Annotated in this window: 17 protein-coding genes; 1 reads left to right on the forward strand and 16 read right to left on the reverse strand. The window is 59.7% G+C overall.

Features of this window, described 5'->3' with window-relative positions:
• Window positions 1-12: 12 nt before the first annotated feature.
• The 15 genes from CIT31_RS21930 to CIT31_RS22000 all read right to left on the reverse strand — a co-directional run bounded on the left by CIT31_RS21930 (window position 13) and on the right by CIT31_RS22000 (window position 17,022).
• A complete protein-coding gene (locus CIT31_RS21930; protein ID WP_245316428.1) occupies window positions 13-1,485 on the reverse strand; it encodes an ABC transporter substrate-binding protein in 1,473 nt (490 codons plus the stop codon).
• Between the two features lie 115 nt (window positions 1,486-1,600).
• Window positions 1,601-2,128: an anhydro-N-acetylmuramic acid kinase gene (locus CIT31_RS36120; protein ID WP_095520365.1), complete on the reverse strand. Its 528-nt coding sequence runs from the start codon at window positions 2,126-2,128 to the stop codon at window positions 1,601-1,603.
• Window positions 2,129-3,134: 1,006 nt separating this feature from the next.
• Window positions 3,135-3,617: an IS66 family transposase gene (locus CIT31_RS34360; RefSeq protein WP_329609615.1), complete on the reverse strand. Its 483-nt coding sequence runs from the start codon at window positions 3,615-3,617 to the stop codon at window positions 3,135-3,137.
• Window positions 3,523-4,953: a putative bifunctional diguanylate cyclase/phosphodiesterase gene (locus CIT31_RS21945; protein WP_236370626.1), complete on the reverse strand. Its 1,431-nt coding sequence runs from the start codon at window positions 4,951-4,953 to the stop codon at window positions 3,523-3,525. Before CIT31_RS21945 ends, CIT31_RS34360 begins: the two co-directional genes overlap by 95 nt.
• Before the next feature lie 646 nt (window positions 4,954-5,599).
• Window positions 5,600-6,778, reverse strand: coding sequence for a 5-demethoxyubiquinol-8 5-hydroxylase UbiM (ubiM, locus tag CIT31_RS21950; protein ID WP_244529104.1), 1,179 nt, complete (start codon window positions 6,776-6,778; stop codon window positions 5,600-5,602).
• The gene (locus CIT31_RS34365) at window positions 6,778-7,380 is read right to left on the reverse strand and encodes a hypothetical protein (RefSeq protein ID WP_189502093.1); all 603 of its coding nucleotides are present in this window, start codon (window positions 7,378-7,380) and stop codon (window positions 6,778-6,780) included. Before CIT31_RS34365 ends, ubiM begins: the two co-directional genes overlap by 1 nt.
• Window positions 7,381-7,744: 364 nt before the next feature.
• Window positions 7,745-7,900 (reverse strand): cbb3-type cytochrome oxidase assembly protein CcoS, encoded by a 156-nt coding sequence (gene ccoS / locus CIT31_RS21960; RefSeq protein ID WP_084831491.1) that lies wholly within the window; start codon window positions 7,898-7,900, stop codon window positions 7,745-7,747.
• Window positions 7,897-10,185 (reverse strand): cation-translocating P-type ATPase, encoded by a 2,289-nt coding sequence (locus tag CIT31_RS21965; protein ID WP_095520368.1) that lies wholly within the window; start codon window positions 10,183-10,185, stop codon window positions 7,897-7,899. Before CIT31_RS21965 ends, ccoS begins: the two co-directional genes overlap by 4 nt.
• Window positions 10,182-10,679, reverse strand: a complete 498-nt coding sequence (locus tag CIT31_RS21970; protein ID WP_091595779.1) for a FixH family protein — start codon at window positions 10,677-10,679, stop codon at window positions 10,182-10,184. Before CIT31_RS21970 ends, CIT31_RS21965 begins: the two co-directional genes overlap by 4 nt.
• Window positions 10,676-12,235, reverse strand: a complete 1,560-nt coding sequence (gene ccoG / locus CIT31_RS21975; RefSeq protein WP_029354962.1) for a cytochrome c oxidase accessory protein CcoG — start codon at window positions 12,233-12,235, stop codon at window positions 10,676-10,678. The genes CIT31_RS21970 and ccoG overlap by 4 nt, the downstream gene beginning before the upstream one ends.
• Window positions 12,236-12,401: 166 nt before the next feature.
• On the reverse strand, window positions 12,402-13,265 hold the full coding sequence (gene ccoP, locus CIT31_RS21980) for a cytochrome-c oxidase, cbb3-type subunit III (protein ID WP_029354960.1): 864 nt from the start codon (window positions 13,263-13,265) through the stop codon (window positions 12,402-12,404).
• 2 nt (window positions 13,266-13,267) lie between these two features.
• Window positions 13,268-13,417, reverse strand: a complete 150-nt coding sequence (locus tag CIT31_RS21985) for a cbb3-type cytochrome c oxidase subunit 3 (protein ID WP_024502864.1) — start codon at window positions 13,415-13,417, stop codon at window positions 13,268-13,270.
• Window positions 13,418-13,428: 11 nt separating this feature from the next.
• Entirely contained in the window at window positions 13,429-14,160 is a 732-nt protein-coding gene (gene ccoO / locus CIT31_RS21990) for a cytochrome-c oxidase, cbb3-type subunit II (RefSeq protein WP_091595781.1), read from the reverse strand.
• A complete protein-coding gene (ccoN, locus tag CIT31_RS21995) occupies window positions 14,160-15,779 on the reverse strand; it encodes a cytochrome-c oxidase, cbb3-type subunit I (RefSeq protein WP_095520369.1) in 1,620 nt (539 codons plus the stop codon). The genes ccoO and ccoN overlap by 1 nt, the downstream gene beginning before the upstream one ends.
• 499 nt (window positions 15,780-16,278) lie before the next feature.
• Entirely contained in the window at window positions 16,279-17,022 is a 744-nt protein-coding gene (locus tag CIT31_RS22000; protein WP_091595785.1) for a Crp/Fnr family transcriptional regulator, read from the reverse strand.
• Window positions 17,023-17,173: 151 nt separating this feature from the next.
• Between CIT31_RS22000 and hemN the strand changes: the two genes are divergently transcribed.
• Window positions 17,174-18,523 carry an oxygen-independent coproporphyrinogen III oxidase gene (gene hemN / locus CIT31_RS22005; RefSeq protein WP_091595897.1) on the forward strand — a complete coding sequence of 450 codons (1,350 nt, stop codon included), beginning with the start codon at window positions 17,174-17,176 and terminating at the stop codon, window positions 18,521-18,523.
• Between the two features lie 236 nt (window positions 18,524-18,759).
• Here hemN and CIT31_RS22010 read toward each other — a convergent pair whose 3' ends face one another.
• Complete coding sequence (locus tag CIT31_RS22010; protein ID WP_029354949.1) at window positions 18,760-19,002, reverse strand: DUF2274 domain-containing protein; 243 nt, start codon at window positions 19,000-19,002, stop codon at window positions 18,760-18,762.
• Between the last annotated feature and the right edge of the window lie 2 nt (window positions 19,003-19,004).

A 19,004-nucleotide genomic window follows, 5' to 3' on the forward strand; every position in this document is an offset into this window, starting at 1 on the left:
GACCCTCAACCCTCAGTTTGTGATGCCGAGCGAAGCCTTGTACAGGTTCTTCTGCTCGTCCCGGCCGAAACGCTCTGTGATCTCTTCCCAGCCGGTCTCGACGTTCGCCACCGCCTCTTCAGCCGTGATCTCGCCGGCGAGGAAGCGAGCGAGCTCGCGGTCAAGCACGACACCCTGATACTCGGCGGTCCCCGGGATCTTGAGGTCCGAGGCCATGTTCGGGTTGTTCAGGCTGTCCTTGATGGCGCCAAGATAGTTCTTGGCTGACTCCTCCGTGAACCCGGCCTTGATCCACGGCTCGAGATTGTCTAGCTGCGAGTTGCGGTACGGGTTGTAACCAGTCCAGCCGATTGTCACGTCGACATTCGATTGGGCCGCCTGGTTCATGTAGGACAGGAAGTCATAGCCGGCCTGTTTCACCTTGTCGTCAGCCTTGGCGTTGATCCCGCCAGTCCAGCCACCGAACGCCGCGAACGGCGAGTAGTTGATGCCGTCGATCGCATGCGGGCAGCGGGTGGCATCGCAGTCGACGAGCTTGCCGGTGGCCTTGTCGAGCACTTTCTTGGTGCCCATCATGACGGTGGCGCCCATCTTGTTCTTGATGGCCTCGCCGCCTGGGTCGAGAGACAGGGGGCCGATGTCGCCCCAGTCGATGGCCAATGCACAGCGACCAGTCGTGACGAGTGCCCGGGTGTCACCGATGTCGTGGTTGAGCTCATCGGGTGGTCCGTATTCGCCGTTCTTCTTGTAGATCTTGAAGGCCTCAGCCCAGGCTTCGTTATTGACCAAGGGCTTCATGGTCGCGGGATCGAAGAACATGCCCTCAGAGGTGCCCTGAGTCTGAACGTAGGCGGCAGCGATCGACATGATGGCGAAGTATGACTGCGCGTTCCGCTTCTTGAACATGCAAGAGCCGAAATCCGGCGTGCCGTCGCCGTTCAGGTCCTTGCCGTCGGTCGCAGCAGCAACCGCATGATACTCGTCCCACGTGCGCGGCGGCTTCAAGCCCATCTGGTCCAGAATGTCCTTGCGGTAATAGACCATCTGGAAGTCGCCATCGACGGTGATCAGGTAGGTCTTGCCGCCGACCTTCTGGTTATATTCGCGGAAGAACGGAGCAATGTCGTTGATTTCGATCTTGGTGTCCTTCGCTACATAGTCGGTCAGGTCCTGGAGTAGACCGGCGTCGACATATTCGGGCGCCCAGCTCGAAGCAAAGACGCCGACATCGATGGAGTTGGTGCCGGTCGCCCAGTCGGTGAGAAGTTTCTGGAACAGCTCCGCGAACGGGACCTCGGCGACCTCGATCTTCGCCCCGGTCATCTCGGTGAATTCCTTGCCGCGCTCGACAAGACGCTGGGCAATAACCGGTCCGGGTCGGGTCATGATCCTGACCGTGACGCCGTCATACATTTTCTGCGCTGCCGCAGGCCCGCTCGCCGCGACGCCGGCCATGGCCATTGCGCCAAGAAGGAGTGGGCTCAAAACTTTTCCAACGTGGTACATTGGTTTCCTCCCTTTGTTGGTTCGCTCACCCTGGTGTCATTGATTCCAATGCCTTTTCAAGGACATAGATATCATTGGGCCCGGAGACGGTAGGCTAGCCGTGTCTTTCGCCTGGCGGTTCCCCTCCTGACAGTTGTGGTCTTCGAGCCGTAAGCCTGTCCTTCCGCCGATCCTCCATCAAGGCCAGGTTGGCTCGACTCCTTAAGCCGCATATTCGGTTACGCTCGTGACAGGAGGAGCCGAAGTCGAGACGACAGGCGCTCCGCGGGATCGGCCGCTTGAAGAAGTCGTGCTCCTTCAGTCTCACCATCAGCATGTCATCGACCTTGCCCTTGGAGGCGACTTCGCCGTCCTTGTCATAGGGCCTGCCCAGAGATTGTAGAACAACTCCGCAGGTCGCGTGAGCAAATTTGTGAATATCTGTTGGGCTACGCAGGCTCCCGTCGCTGCGACTCTCCATGAATCGATGGAAACGAGCGTGCGCAAGGGCTTGGCCTTCCGCAATGGCTGGGGAGGCGACCGCACGCTTGCGGCCCATCCGGAGATGCGCGGCCGCGGGTTCGGCCGTCTGCTTTTGAATAGATCCCTCAAGGCGCCCAGCCGTCGTGGCGCTCGTGAGCATCCATACGGCCGCCGTTATGAAGGTCGCGTGCCACCAGTATGAGAGAAGCGGCTTTGTCCGCTGCCCCAGATAGGACCTGCTCCATCTGATATCTTCACCTGGGAAAGGGCGTCGGGTGACAAGCAGGTCATCGCCTATCGGCTGGATCTAACCGCGCCCTCGTTCGGCGACATCTGAAGGGCTCTGAGAGCCTCCCAATTGCACTCCATAGTGCGCCAGAGTACCCCGCAAACTCGAACTCTATTTGCTTCCCGAGCGACCGCATCCAAATTGAAACGAAGAGAGCACCCTGACCTTGATCAACTATAGCGAAGAGCAGAGGGCCTACCGAATCTTTCAACCTACGATATGGCCGCCGAGTCGCCTCATTCCCACTCAATCATCAATTAAGGCCGTACCTGATTGTTTCAATTACTTAATTTAAGTCACACAACCAGTGAGTACCGTCAAAAATACCGTCAGATTCTTACGCTGTTGAAAAGACTGAAACAATGTGGTCGCTGCCGCGGTATGCACACTTTTGATTGCATCATTTGCGAGCTGCCATTCGGCGAGGTAAAGCTGGAGTTCTCAGAACACAACAAGGACGGTGTTTGCTCATGCTCGACAGCTCTAGGTTCGAGTAGACGCGCGGCTGTATCGGGGGGAATGGGCTGGTAGGAAATGGATGTCGTGCCGCATCACTCTGTCGATCGACCAAGCTTCGCATTGCCTCATCTGCTGCTCGTGGCGATGGCCCCCGATCGGAGATGCGCTATAGGAACACGCGAATTTCGATTCTGCCCTCAACTCTCGGGACCACTCACTCTGAGTAACAACGTCACGCCGATCCCACCTTCCGACGCTATTTTGCGGCAATGCGGCCAGTAAGCGCCGCGCCCGTTCGCGATTTCCTAGTGGTGAAAGTCTGACATTTGGTACCCCACGCGTGGAGCAGCTTAGGCTGAAAGAGCACGTTGCACGACAAATAAACCGCCTATCAGCTAACCACGGACCAGATGGAAGGTCAGCCCCGCAAGGCGGTTTTGGATTTCCCCGAGACCTTGCCCAGTTCCGCTTCCCATAGATCGAAGGGGCTCGCGACAATGGCCACGGACTTTTCCTGACGCAGCGCGGCGCGGCTTCCAGCATCCTTGCCACGAACCTTGTCTCGACCTTCCACAATTCGGTCATGGCGGTGATCGAACCCGTCGCGGCCCTGCGAGATCCCGCTGATGTGCAGGTCGTAGAATTTGCGCCGCAGGTGAGCCCAGCACCCGGCGAGCCGGATTGTTTCATTGCTGCCGGCTTTGTCCCGTGCCTTGACCAGGTTGGTATAGGCCGAGTAGCCATCCACTTGCAGGATACCGCTGAACCCGGCGAGGTGGCGCGCGTGAGCGAATGGCGGATGCCGGTCACAACTCCTGGCGCTCTTTAACTGCCAAACCAAGCGCTTGGCTGAGTGGCACCGCCTTGGAGAACAGGAAGCCCTGAGCGGTTTTGCAGCCAAGTTTGTGCAGAGTTTGCCGATCCGCCTCTGTCTCGACGCCCTCGGCCATGACCTCGATCCCGAGCGTCCGACCAAGATCGATCACGGTTTTGACAAGCAGCCGATCCTCCCGCGATTTGGCTAAACCGCGAATGAAGCCCTGGTCTATTTTCACCTTCCTTATCCGACTGTCCTTGAGCGATGCCAACGTGGAAAAGCCGGTGCCGAAGACATCGAGCGCGATGGAAATGCCGGCATGTGAAAGCCGTCCGAGCTTTTCATCGACCCTGTCCGGGTCCACGGGCGATTCTTCTGTTATCTCAATTTCGAACATCGTTGCAGGGAGGTCCTTTGCCGCCAGACCATTCAGAACCATTTCGTCGATATCGCCGGCCTCCAATTCGCGCGGTGAAACGTTCATCGTCACACGAACATCACGACAGTCAGCTTTCACCAAGGCGTCGATAAAAGCGCAACATTCGGAAAATACAGCTTGAGTTAGCAGCTGGAGCATTCCGGTTTCGCGTGCCGCTGTCATGATTTCGGGCGGAGAGATGGAACCGTGAATCGGATGGGACCACCTTAGCAACCCTTCAAAACCGATCACAGCTTCGGTGTCGAGTCTTACGATTGGCTGGAACCAAGGGCCCAAGCTTCTCGTCTTTATCGCCGAATGAAGATCGCGTTCGATGGACTGGCGGCGTTGCAGTTCCCGGTCGAGCTCGGCATCGAACAGGCAAAATTCGTTCCTGCCACGGCGCTTAGCTGTGTAAAGGGCGATGTCCGCCCGCAACAACATTTCCGTCAGCCCCGGGTTTTTAGCCGAGTATATTCCTATGGATGCCCCGATCCGGACGGAGGCGACGCCAGGATAGGGGCGAGCAAGCTTGGATATGAGATTGGATGCGAGATTGCTGGGAGAAGGCGAATTTCTAAGCGAGGAAAAAACCAGCACGAATTCATCGCCACCGATGCGGGCGAGCGTTGAGCCCTCCGGTGCTTCTTCCTCTATTCGGCGGGCGATCCTGGCAAGCAGCTCGTCACCCGTTCTGTGACCGTAGGTATCGTTGACAGATTTGAACCCATCCAGATCAATCAGCATGGCCACAAAGGGCCCATCAGTGTTCTCAAACTGATCGATTGCATGTTCGAGGCCGCGCCTGTTGAGGAGCGCGGTAAGATGGTCCTCCCTGGAATTGCGCTCCATTTCCGCGGCAAGCCGCTCGGCTTGATGTCTCAGGCGGCTCGCGTCACGGAAGCGCGCTTGTCCAACGAACGAGGCTCGAGCCAGGCCGCCCTCGAAAAGCAGGACGGCAAAAGCCAGAATGTAGTTTTCCAGGGTTCCCTTCGTCAGCAAGCATGCGGCGGCAATGAGGAGTGGCGGTGTGATGAAGTATATCGCTGCCGCAGCATATGAGCTGCCGTACGTGACCGCGCCAGCTGAAATGCCCGCCAGAATTATTAGATGCAGCGATGCTTGAGACGTCGTGTACCCAGCCGTTAGGACGGCAAGGAATGACCAGGTGAATCCCGCCAGAAGAGCAAGCCTGCCAAACCAGCGAAGCCGCAGCCAAACCCGTGTCAGATCATCCTGGACTCCGGGTTCCTTCAGCTGATGAGGGGCGAGTGCAAGGCGGGCGGCATTTATCGCATTAACGACCGAAAACTAGGCCGCGCCAGCAAGACCGTTCCCGGAAAGGGCCTGCACGGTCAAAATCAGCCCGGACAGCACAATGCTTATCGGCATTGAGACGAAAAGGCCTGCCCTCAGATCAGCGAGCTGGTCCTGAAGGATTCTCGCCTCCAGCGGATCTTCTTTTTCCAGGGCTGGACGGGTCAGCTTGCTTACTCCTGCTTGTCCGCAGCCTATGCAGCCCCCCTGAAGGACGGGTTAATTCTTCAATCGGAGATCAGCGTCGGGAGCAGGATTACTCCGGCGCATGATGCACTCTCTCCCATCGCTCGCCCAGCACATCGCGCAAAATGCAACTGCTGGTGCAGTATCACCGCTGGAGCTCCGCCGAAATCCCATGCCGGACAAGGGGAACATGTTGGGCAAAGCGAAGCCCCAGATGCCTTGCAAGCCGTGCCGCCAGGTGGTCTCTGGAGTAGAGTCCAACCAGTATGTTCGTTGCATGGTAGAGCGGCGCCGCCGACAGGCGCAGCCGCCTTTCGTATATGTGCAGCATGTCGGGGTCGCCAACATTGCGGCCGTCGCGGCACGCAGTCATGATTCCACGGGCGAGTTGCTTCTGGCTGCTGAGACCGATGTTGAATCCGTGAGCGGTCACCGGGTGCATGCCGATGGCAGCGTCGCCGATGAGTGCGGCGCTCGGGGCCCGGAATTTGTGCGCCCAGGTCGTGACCAGCGGATAGGTATGGCGCTTGCTTGCCAAGGTCATTTTTCCAAGGCGCCCTCGACACAGTTTCGTCAACTCCGACAGGAACAAATCGTCATCGAAGGCAAGCAGTCTATAGGCCTCGTTTGAGCGCAATGTGAGCAGCAGCGACGACACGCCTTCCGCGAGGGGCAATATCGCTATCGTCTGATGGTGATCGAACCATTCGATGGCGATCTGGTGGTGGGCGCGCTCGTGCCTCACTCGGCAAATCAGCATCGAGTGGCCAAGCCGGTTGATATCGGCGCCGATGCCCAGCAGATCACGCGTGGCGGACAAACGCGAATCCGCGGCAACAACAAGCCGAGCAGTTAAACGCGCGCCATTAGAGAGCGTTACGACTGCTCCTTCTTGGCTGTTTGTTGCATCGACGACCGAGTGGCCGCACAACAGCCGGGCGCGATCCTGCAAGCGGACGATTTTGAACAGCGCCTCGCGGATCCGGCAATTTGGAACCAAAACCCCCAGCGGTTCTCCAGAGTTGCTGGGAGGATCGAAACGAAGAGCGAATGCGCTCGAGCCGTTGAGCACGCGCGCGCCTTGAATTGCTGATTTGTCCGAAGCCGGGATGACATCCCAGGCGCCGAGCTCGCGAAGGGTTCTGATCGAAGCGTTGGTCAGCGCGATTTCGCGACCATCGAAAGCCGGATTCGCCAGACTATCGAATGTGTTCTGTTCAACAACTGCCACCTTGAGTTCGCTTTGGGCAAGCGACGCAGCGAACGAAAGGCCGACCGGCCCGGCTCCAACGACAACGATGTCAAAATTGTCGTCAGAGCCCATCAGCGTGCCGCCATCCCGTCGGCTATCCTCGTGTAACGGTGGAACTGAGCCGACTGACATCCGCTGAGCTCCGTGCCCGCCGCCAACGCGTATGATGCTCCGCAGCACATTGACATCACGAGGATCTTCGGCGCTGGATCCGAGCCTTGGAACATTTCTACGAAGTCAGCCCAAAGAAGGCTACCTCGCCCACTGGACGAAGCGATCCCGTCTCCATTGCCGTGCCCAGCGATGTGAAGCACGTCGCACTTCGCCTTGTTCGCTTGGACTACAGCCTCACGAAAATGCTTTCGGTCCAAAGCAATGTGGAGCTCCGCGCGGATGTTGACAGTCTTTAGCATCTTCTGTGTGATCGGTCCGTCCGCCCTGTCGGCGAAGTAGTCATTCGCGTTGTGGCAGTCGATGATGTGAACGGCGCTCATGGGATTCTGCCTATTATTATCGTCGTGACGAGTGGATACCACGTGCGGAACACCGTGATCTGCGCTGAGTTTCGGTGACCGCATTGCTGCAAGGCGCAGGGCCGGAAATTGGCATGGATCGGCAATGAAGCATGCAACCCCATCAGAGGTGGACGCGTCTGGCCGCGATACATAAGTCATGCATTCTCCTTCGAAGACTGGCCTATAAAGCACCACTGATGCGAATATGACCCTGATCTGGATCAGCCAGGGCACGATCAACCGGCACTGGTAGTTCACGCTCGGGTGATCGATCGCGACGCTCAACTTGTTACCCGTGCGCACAGTGCGAAGCTCGTCCGGCCGCGCGAGGTACTCTCGCGGCATCAGCCGCCTCATACTGGGTGCATGGGAAGGCAGTCCTTCGCACGACAGTGGATTTTCACAAATCAATGTAGTGCCCAGCTTAGGTCAAGCTGGTCATGGAGCATGGACAGCTTGTTCCCGACCGAGCCGGCTCGACTGACGAGCGGGATCCGCGCATCTTATGCACAGCGGATTGAAATCAGCGTCCCGGTTTGTCGTCCCGATCAATTAGTATCCGCTCGGCGGCTCCGTCGAGATCTTCGTATTGACCGCTTCGCAATGCCCAGACGAAGCCGGACAGGCCCAGTGCACCCAGAAAAAGGGCCACTGGTATGAGATAGAGCAAGGTCGTCACGAGGATTGTGCCGAATAGCCGACTGCGGAGCGTCTGACTTTTTGAATAACTTGCACCGTCGCATTCGCCATGAAGCCGTGCAAGCGCAATGCGTTTCCAATAACAAGCAGCGATGAGGCAGACATGGCAATCGCCGCTATCAAAGGCGTGACGTGCCCGAGGATGGCGATTGGTACTGCCACCGCATTGTAGACGATTGCGATTGCGATGTTCTGCCGGATCAGGTTTCCTGCCTTGCGCGAGACGCCCAGGGCGAGCGGCACCGCCAGGAGGCTTTCGCGCAGGAAGACGAAGTCTGCCGCGTTGCGGCCAATGTCGACGGCGGTGGCCGGTGCGATCGAGACATGCGCCGCGCTCAGGGCCGGCGTATCGTTGAGGCCGTCGCCAACCATCAGAACCTTGTGCCCAACTTTCGCGAGGGTTTCGATGCGTTCGAGCTTGCCCGATGGCAGCAGGCACGGAACGAAGTCGTCGATATCCAGCAGCTTTGCCACTTCGGCGCAGGCTGCGGCGGTATCGCCCGACAGCATTTGCATCGACACCCCGGCATCGTTCAATCGCTTGATCGCCGCCGCCGCGTCGGCGCGCAGCGCATTCTCGAAATCGAAGGTCGCGACAATGAACCCGTCTTTTGTCAGGGCCGTTCCACCATAGCCATGTTTGCCTTCACCTCCGGTCCGGGCCTTCCATCCAGCCCATCCGCGTCGACCCAGCCGCCAAGTGCTTCCGGCGACAGTGGCTTCGATCCCGAACCCCGGATGCTCTGTGACGGCATCGAATTTGTGTTGCCCGCCAGGAGCGGCAAAGCCGGTCATGGCCTTTGAAAACGGGTGACGCGAATGCGCGGCCATGTCGGCGGCGATTGCCAGCATGCCCGGATCAATCGAGTCCGCATTGACCAGCCGGGGCTGGCCGAGCGTGAGCGTGCCGGTCTTGTCGAACACGGCAGTATCGATCGCCGCGAGGCGCTCCATGGCCGAACCGTCCTTGACCATGATACCGCTCTCGAAAAGCCGCCGCGCCGCGACCACTTGGACGATCGGCACGGCGAGGCCGAGCGCGCAGGGGCATGTGATGATGAGAACAGCGATGGCGATCGTCATCGCCCGGTGCCAGTCGCCGGTCGCCGCCATCCAGCCCAGGAATGTCACGAAGGCGGTGAGATGAACCAGGGGCGCGTAGAGTGCCGACACGCGATCAGCGATGCGGCGATAGTGCGCGCGACCGCCCTCGGCGGATTCCATCAGCCGAACCATCTCCGCCAGGAACGAATCCTTTGCGGCGGCTGTCGCCTGGATCGTCAGCGGGCCGGTAAGATTGAGCACGCCGGCCTGTACTGCTTCGCCCGGCGCCACGTTTTTCGGCGTGCTTTCGCCTGAGGCCAGCGAGCAGTCGAGATCCGACGTTCCCTGGATGATCTTGCCGTCGACGGGGATCCTCTCACCGGCCGCGATCAACAACCGCATGCCTGGTTCGATCTCGCCGACCGGCAGATAGTCGCGCGCGCCGTCGCCGCGCATCACCATGGCGCCACGCGCGGCCATCTGAGACAGGCCCTTCACGGCAGTCCGGGCACGCTCCCGCATCACATGATCCAGCGTGCGCCCGATCAAAAGGAAGAACAGCAGCGATACCGACGCGTCGAAATAGGCGTGGTCGCCATGATTGATCGTCTCATAGAGGCTCATGGCATAGGCGAGCGAAACACCGACCGCGATGGGCACGTCCATATTCATGCGACCATGGCGCAAAGCATTCCAGGCCGAACGGAAGAAGATTCCGCCGGCGAAGGCGAGGGCAGGAATGGCGATCAGCGCCGAGACCCAGTGAAACAGGTCGCGGGTAGCACCTTCGGCGCCGGACCAGACAGAGACCGAAAGCAGCATGATGTTCCCCGCCGCAAAGCCGGCAACAGCGACAGCGCGGATCAGTTCGGCAAGCGTCTTGTCCTTGTCATCGACCTCGGGTGTGAACAGATGCGCCTTGTAGCCCAGCCTGCCAAGCGCGGCGACGAAGGGTGGCACCTCGTCTCCTCGCCACCGGACCGCGACCCGCTTCGTCGACAGGTTGACGCGCGCGCTTTCGACGTGATCGAGCTTTCCAAGTGCCGCCTCGATCGTCTGGATACAGGCGGCGCAATGAACCGTCGGCACTGAAAGATCGGTCTGCCGAAGATCATCGCCAAGCGATCGGCTCGCCAACCTGATCTCCTGGCTGGATGGCAGGACCGACGTGGCGCCGTTCAGATCCAGCGCCATTTCAGCGCCCGGTGCACAACAGCTCATTGCAGCGCTCCATGAGAAATCATAATCCTGCGGACGTCGCGATAGGGTCGTGTCAGGCCGGCATCGGTGTCGACTTCGACGATCCAGACGCCGTCCTTCGGCATATGCTGGGCGGCGAACTCCTGGCCGGAGGCGAGGGCGAGCGTGACGGACTTGTCCTCTTTCTCGTAGGCGGGATGACGAAACAGCACCTTGACGCCGTGCAGAGGAACCGGCTTGCCTGCAGCGTCGGAGAGGCTGTAGCGGACTTCGCCCCATGCGATGGTCAGCTTGCCGGTCCAACCGAGCGCTGCTTGAGCGCGGCCGGCCTCGGCCTCCTTGTTGAATTGCTGGCTGGCCACATAGGTGTTCTCGACGACGAGGCCGGTCCAACTCGTATTGGCGAGCGTGGCCATGGTCAGGTTGACCGCGATGACCACCCCGAAGAAGGTGAGAATGATGGCCAGCATGTGCCTGCCGGTGAATTCGCGAGGCTTTTGGGCATTGGCGGTCATTTGGCGGCCTCTGGCGCGTTGAATGTGGCGGCGTACTCGTTCGACTCGAAGCTCGCCTTATCCTCGACACGGAACTTGAAGGTCTGTGCCGGGGCGTGGATCTGGTCCGCCGGTTGGCGAACGAAGACCTTCAACGTTTTCAGGCGGTCGGGTTCGACCGGGATGGCGAAAGACCGGCCGGCCGGGATGTCGTCGCCGACGACGACCATGTCGGCACCCTCCAGACCCTGCATGGTGACGACGATTGTCCTTGGCTCAGGGATCATGTTGAGCAGCTTGACGCTATAGCCATTGCGGATGGAGCCATCGGATAGTGTGACGAATTGCGGATTGCGGTCATGCAGCACGTTCAGTTCGAGCCGATCGCGCGTCAGCAGCGAATAGAGCAGGCCCAGCCCGATCAGCGACCACAAGCCCATGTAGACGTAGGTGCGCGGCCGGAAGATCTTGCGAATGTGAAAATGCGCCACCTGATCGGAGAAGGTGCCGACAGCAGTCCTGACCAGCGACGGATTGATTGAACTGGAGCCGCCTGCGGTCGCCAGCATCATGTTGGCGTTGTAGTCGGAGAGCGTCGCGTAGGAGATCAGCCCGCGCTCCTTGCCGAGCTTGTCCATGACGCCGTCGCAGGCGTCGATACACAGCGCGCAGGTAATGCATTCGAGCTGCTGGCCGTCGCGAATGTCGATTCCCATTGGGCAGACCGCGACGCAGGCATTGCAGTCGACGCAGTCGCCGACGGACTGCCCCGAGGCTTGCACCTTCTTGGCGTGGCGCGATCGCGGCTCGCCGCGCCAGTCATTGTAGGTGACGGTGAGCGAATTCTCATCGAGCATGGCTGCCTGGATGCGCGGCCATGGGCACATATAGGTGCAGACCTGTTCGCGCATCAGGCCGCCGAAGGTGTAGGTCGTCGCCGTCAGCACGGCGATGGTGATGTAGGCGACAGGTGCGGCGGTACCGGTGAAAAGCTCGCCCACAAGTGTTGGTGCATCAGCGAAATAGAAAATCCAGGCGCCACCGGTCGCCGCCCCTATGACAAGCCAGATGGCGTGTTTCGAGACCCGCAGCATCAGCTTGCGGGCGGTCCAGGGGCCGGCATCGAGTTTCATGCGGGCGTTGCGGTCCCCCTCAATCGCACGCTCGACGACAAGGAACAGATCGACCCACACGGTCTGCGGACATGCATAGCCGCACCAGGCACGGCCGACAGCAGAGGTAATCAGGAAAAGTCCAACACCGGCCATGACCAGGAGGCCGGCCACATAGAAGAATTCCTGCGGCCAGATCTCGATGAAGAAAAAGTAGAAGCGCCGATTGGTGAGATCGAGCAGCACGGCCTGGTCCGGGGCAAATGGGCCACGATCCCAATGCAGCCACGCAGTCAGGTAATAGATGCCAAGTGTGATCGTCATCACCAGCCATTTGAAGCGGCGAAAGTTGCCCGAGGCGCGCTTCGGAAAGATCTTTTGACGCGCGGCATAAAGGGGCTTGCGGGTTTTGGCGGCATTGACAGTTTCTGTTTCGAGCCGTGTCAACTGCGTCTTGTCACGCACGTGCAACTCCACTTTCCCAGCCAATGTCAGGGGCACCTGTCGAAAAGCCTCGCGGTAGGACAGCCTTGCCGGGTTGTGCAGATCGCATTAGGAATGGTGTCGAGGCCCGGCTCGCGCCGGGCCTCGTCCGCTTGGCAGGGGTGACCGAAGAATAGGGCTTCCATTCCTATTCTCCGCCGCCAAGCGAATGGACATAAACTGCAAGTTCCTTGACCTTGATCTCGCCGAGACGGCCAACCCAGGCCGGCATGACGCCCTGCTTTGGCGCACGAACCTGGGCGGCGATGGCCGTCTCGCCGGACCCGTAAAGCCAGATCGCGTCAGTCAGGTCGGGGGCGCCGAATTCCCTGTTGCCTTTTGCATTGTCGCCGTGACAAGCGACGCAGTTCTCGGCAAAGACCTTGGCGCCGGGTTGGATCAGACTTGCATCGCGGACCTTGCCGGAAAGGCTGGCCACGTAGGCGCTGACTTGTGCGATCTGGTCGGCGGTGATGATGTCGCCGAAGGCCGGCATTTCTGACAGTCGCGTGTCCGGATCGGAAGCAAAGCGGAGGCCGTGCGTGATCGTCTGCTTGATCTGGTCGGGGCTGCCGCCCCAGAGCCAGTCATCGTCATTCAGGTTGGGAAAGCCCTTCGACCCCTGAGCGCCGGAGCCGTGGCATTGCGTACAGTTGACCTTGAACGCGGCAGCCCCGGCAGCGACCGCGAATTCGCGCAAGGCATCGTCGGTCAAGATCTCCGAGACGCTCTTTGCCTGGATGGCTGCAACATACTTGCCCTTGGCGGCCTCGGCCGCGGCAAGGTCGTTCTTGACGTCCTTACGGCTTGAATAGCCGAGCATGCCCTTGGTTGCCGAGGTCAGCATCGGCCATGCCGGGTATGCGGTCGTATAGACGAGCGCCCACGCTATGGTGACGTAGAAGGTAATCACCCACCATCGCGGCAGAGGATTGTTGAGCTCCCTGATGCCGTCCCATTCATGGCCGGTGGTTGAGACGCCGGAGACCTCATCGATGTGCTCGTCGCTCATGATCACTCGTCCTCGAGCGGAATGCGGGCAGCTTCGTCGGCCAGCCTTCGGCTGCCGGGGCGTAGGGCAAAGGCGATGCACCCGACGAAGAACAGCGCCATCGCAACCAGGCCCCAGCTGTCGGCAAACGCCCGCATCAAATTGTAGGTCATCAGCGTTCTCCTCAGCGGTAGCCGGCGGCTTCGTCGTAATTTTTGAAGTCGACCAGTGTGCCAAGCATCTGCAGGTAGGCGAGCAGGGCATCCATTTCGGTGACCTGTTGCGGGTTGCCGTCGAAGTCGCCGATCTTGACTTTGGGGTAACGCGCCTCAAGGCCTGATGTGTCGGCATTGGGATCGGCCTGCGCCGCCAGATCCGCATTGGCGTGCGCGATCATGTCATCGGTGTAAGGGACGGCTACACGCCTGTTGGCGACCAGATGCGTCGAGAAATCCTTCACGTCGATCGGCGTGTCTTTCAGGAACCCATAGCTCGGCATGATCGATTCCGGCACCACCGAGCGCGGGTCGGTAAGATGCGCGACATGCCATGCATTCGAGTAGCGGTCGCCAACTCTGGCGAGATCCGGCCCGGTGCGCTTCGATCCCCACTGGAAGGGGTGATCGTACATGGACTCGGCAGCCAGGCTGTAGTGGCCATAGCGCTCAACTTCGTCGCGGAACGGCCTGATCATCTGGCTATGGCAGAGAAAGCAGCCCTCGCGCATATAGATGTTGCGCCCGACAAGTTCGAGCGGCGAATAGGGGCGCATGCCTTCCACCTTCTCGATCGTATTGTCGAGATAGAAGAGAGGCGCTATCTCGACGATACCGCCGACCGTCACCACGAGCAGCGAGCCAACGAGAAGAAGCGTGGCGTTCTTCTCGATGATTGCGTGTTTGTCCATCAAGCCCATTACCTGGCTCCTGATCGCGCAGGTCGGATGGCGACGGGGCTCGGCATCGGCTCCTCCTCGCGCTGGTGGCCGAGGATGGTCATGGTGATGTTCCAGGCCATGATAAGGGCGCCGGAGAGGTACATGGCCCCACCGATGGCGCGCATGACGTAGTATGGGTGCATGGCAGCGACGGTTTCGGCGAAGGAATAGACCAGGAAGCCCTGCTGGTCGTATTCACGCCACATCAGGCCCTGCATGATGCCTGACACCCACATGACCGAGGCGTAGACGACGATCCCGAGTGTCGCCAGCCAGAAGTGCCAAGTGACGAGCCGCAGCGAGTAGAGCCGGTGACGGTTCCAGAGCTTCGGCACCATGTAGTAGATTGCGCCGAACGAGATCATGCCAACCCAGCCGAGCGCGCCCGAATGGACGTGGCCGATGGTCCAGTCGGTATAATGCGACAGCGAATTGACCGCCCTGATCGCCATGATCGGGCCTTCGAAGGTCGACATGCCATAGAAGGCGACGGCCATCACCATCATGCGGATGATCGGATCGGTGCGCAGCTTGTCCCAGGCGCCGGACAGCGTCATCAGGCCGTTGATCATGCCGCCCCAGGACGGCATCCACAGCATGATCGAGAACGCCATGCCGAGCGTCTGCGCCCAATCTGGCAAGGCGGTGTAGTGCAGGTGATGCGGGCCAGCCCAGATGTAGAGAAAGATGATCGCCCAGAAATGGACGATCGACAGCCGGTACGAATAGACTGGCCGGTTCGCCTGCTTGGGCACGAAATAATACATCATGCCAAGGAAGCCGGCGGTGAGAAAGAAGCCGACCGCGTTGTGGCCGTACCACCATTGGGTCAGCGCGTCCTGGACCCCGGAAAAGGCGGAGTAGCTCTTGGAGCCCAGGAACGAGACTGGCATCGACAGGTTGTTGACCACATGCAGCATCGCGATGGTCACGATGAACGACAGGTAGAACCAGTTGGCGACGTAGATATGCGGTTCCTTGCGCTTCAGGATCGTGCCAAGGAACAGAATGAGGTAGGCGACCCAGACGATGGTCAGCCAGACATCCACATACCATTCGGGTTCGGCGTACTCGCGGCCCTCGGTGATGCCGAGCAGATAGCCGGTCGCGGCCATGACGATGAACAGCTGGTAGCCCCAGAAGACGAACCAGGCGAGATCACCGCCGAAGAGGCGGGCGCGGCAGGTGCGCTGCACGACATACAGAGACGTGCAAAGCAGCGCGTTGCCACCGAAGGCGAAGACGACACCGGATGTATGCAGCGGCCGCAAACGGCCGAAATTGAACCAGGGCTGGATGTTGAGATCGGGATAGGCGAGCTGAAGCGCGATCACCACGCCGACCAGCATCCCGACGACACCCCAGAACACGGTGGCGATCGCGCCGTAGCGGATCGGACCATCCATGTAAGCGGATGGGTCAATCGGAGCTGCTGGCTTGAACTCCGTGTTGCGCAACAGGATCGCAGTGGAACCAGCCACTGCGAAGAACAACACCCACATATGTCGGCGGAAAGGTTCATCCACGCCGAAGCCGGCGGCCACCAGGGCCGCAAAAGCGAACACGCTTAGAAGGACGATCTCTGTGCCGAATTTCATTGCAGATCCCGATCTCGAATCTGGTGGATGCCAAATCCGCAGCGCACTAATTGCGCAGCCGCCGCCCCCTCGCCCTGATCTATGTCAGGCCGCACGATTTTGTGTCGGCGGCGCAATCAGCAGGTGGCGAATGAACGAGGAACGCAGCGCGGGCTCACCCCCTCATGGAAGGCGTTCCCTGGGTTGGGCGGGCGCAGACGCGATCGATTGAGGCGAAAGCTGAGGCTCTGCGACGCGTTGGATGCTATTGCCGATGCCCTGCCAAACGTTGTTCGGATCCCATTGGAAACGAACGCGATCGTTCGGCCGAGCCGTGGCAGCTTAAGGACCGTGCTTCGCCGGTATGTGCCGAAACACACCTGGCGATTGGTCGTCGTCCCTATCAAAGCCCGAAAGCTGTCTGTCTCGACCGTGACGCCGCTTCTTCGAAGGCGCGGCGACATCGCATTAGAAGGCAAGCACGGCCCGCCCCGGAGCCATGCGACATGGGCCTCGCCGCTTAGGGCCGCTCGCGTCCGCCGCCACAGCGCTTCTCCAGACGGCTTATGCTGTCCACCGTCACATGGCGTGCGTTCTCAATCCGAATCACCCCGTCAGCCCGCAATCGCGTCAGTTGGCGGCTCACGGTTTCGTTGGTAATTCCAAGGAAATCAGAGATTTCGGCACGCGTCAGCGGCAGATCGAAGGACGCTGACCTGGAAGCCGCGTCGAGACTGGAATCGATATTCCGGGCCATCATGAGGAGAAAACTCGCCACCTTTTCCGGAGCTGTCTTGCGCCCCAGCGTCACCATCCACTCGCGCGCCTCATCGAGTTCATTCAGCGTCTGTTTGAGCAGGCGATGCTCGAATTCCCGTGACGCCTTCATCATCCGTTCGACGGCCGCTCGCGGAAACGAGCACAGCGTGACTGCTGTTGCCGCTTCCGCATTGATCGAGCTTTCCACCTTGAAAGGACGTCCCAGAAAATTCGGTGCAAACTGGAGACCGACGATCTGCTGGCGCCCATCCGACAGGCTCTTTGATAGCTTTACCACGCCTGAAAGCACGTTCGAGTAGCTGTCGACGTTCTGTGCCTCGCCGGTCAACTCCATTCCTGACTCGATCCGGCGACGCGAGCAAGTCTTGGCGAGCCCAACCAAATTGTCTGGATCGAGCGCACCGCAGACACCGCGACGCCGTGCCTCGCAAGGGAGGCAAAGAACAGGAATGCCGGAAGTATGAATGTCTTGCCGAAAGGTCATGCGTTCGCTTTACCCGATCCTAACTGCCGGCAGGATACCCATCCAGGGTAGAGAAGTCCTGCGGCGGTTTGTCCATGCGCGCGGCTGATCGAGATCAGGGTCTGCTTCAGCGATGCGTGCAGTGTTCGGCGGGCAACACGGTGAACGCGAGATGCAATCGGAAATAGCTGTCAAACTCAGCGAGAACGTCCCACGCTACACAAGCTATCCGACCGCGCCGCATTTCCATTCCGGGGTCGATGCTGCCATTTACCGTGGCTGGTTGGAGGCGCTGGAAAGTGGCGACGAAATCTCGCTGTATTTGCACATTCCTTACTGCGACAAGCTCTGCTGGTTCTGCGCCTGTCACACCAAGCAGACGCACCAATATGAGCCGGTGGCCGCTTATCTGCGCTCGCTGAATGCCGAAATCGTCACGATTGCCGGTCTGGTGAGCGGCAAGGCACATGTCCGTGCAATCCACTTCGGTGGCGGTTCGCCAACGATGCTGAGGCCCGATGACATGGTTGCTCTTGGAGCGGCCTTGCGGGACAGCTTCGACCTTCTCCCGGATGCTACGGTCAGCATCGAAATCGGAACCAACGACATGGACAAGGCGCGCCTTGATGCGCTTGCTCAAATCGGCGTAACGCGGGCGAGCCTCGGCGTGCAGGATTTCGATCCGCAAGTGCAAAAAGCAATTAATCGTGAGCAAAGTTTTTTGCAGACCAAGGCAGTCGTCGACGGGGTTCGTTCGCGGGGCGTTGAATCGGTCAATCTGGACCTGCTCTACGGGCTCCCGAATCAGACACGCGAGACGATCTGTTCCACGGTGGCGCAGGCACTGACCTTGGAACCAGACCGGATGGCTCTGTTCGGCTACGCACATGTGCCCTGGTTCAAGAAGCATCAGACGATGATCGACGAGGCATGGCTGCCGAGTCCCACCGAGCGTTTCGCCCAATCTCAGCTCGCGGCGCGGGCAATTGTCGCCAAGGGATATGAGGCAATAGGACTCGATCATTTCGCGAAGCCCGACGATGCGCTGGCCATAGCGGCCCGCGCAGGGGTTTTGCATCGCAATTTTCAGGGCTACACCGAGGATCGCTGCCCGACACTGATCGGACTTGGCCCTTCGTCCATCGGTCGTTTTCGCCAAGGCTACGTGCAGAACATGGCTTCGACTGCCGGGTACGGGCGCATGGTTGCGGATGGCGGGTTGGCTGCCGTCCGGGGCGTTGCCCTTTCCGACGACGATCGCGTCCGTGGCTGGATAATCGAGCGGCTGATGTGTGATTTTGCCTTCTCGGCAGTCGATCTGGTGGAGCGGTTCGGCAAAGCCGGCGAGAAGCTCCTTCATCGCTCGAGGTCCATCGCCCTCCACGATCCTGCCCGAGCGCTTGAATTCGATGGCGACAGTTTCGTCGTACGGGCTGAAAGTCGCCCCTTCGTTCGAACCATCGCGGCCAAGTTCGATACATATTTCAAAGGGGGAACGGCGAGGCACTCGGTGGCGGTCTGAGCAAAGCACAGTGCGCTCGCCGTTTGGTCGATCGCGAACCAGCTGCGTTTCATTTTGACCGCTCATAGGCGACTACCGCATCCAATCGAAAATGCAAACTTAGGCTGTTGCGCGGTATTTCCTTCCACATCCTCTCTTACGCATACCTGCATTCCAAGGTGTTTGATCCTATGCTTCGCGAGGAGCAGGTAGGCCGCGACAGCTAGGCAATGTTCCAGCTGCCTCTAGCGGAGGAGTCACGATTTTTCGGCAAGCTCCGTCGGCAGACCTTCTTTTCGGGCCTTGGCAAAGGCTCGGTCGCCTTCCAGAAACGCCGCCAGCATGAAAGGGATGAGTTCTGCCACGGTTTCAGACTGACGATAGGTCTGACGGTAAAGTGCAGCATACTCCTTGAGTGTTTGGCCCAGCTCCGCGCTGACGGTAATGGTGATCTTCGAAGCTGTTCGGTCTGGAAGCTTTCCAAGTTTCAGGTCAGCCATGG

The organism is Mesorhizobium wenxiniae (assembly GCF_002284535.1).
Taxonomy (GTDB): Bacteria; Pseudomonadota; Alphaproteobacteria; order Rhizobiales; family Rhizobiaceae; genus Mesorhizobium; species Mesorhizobium wenxiniae.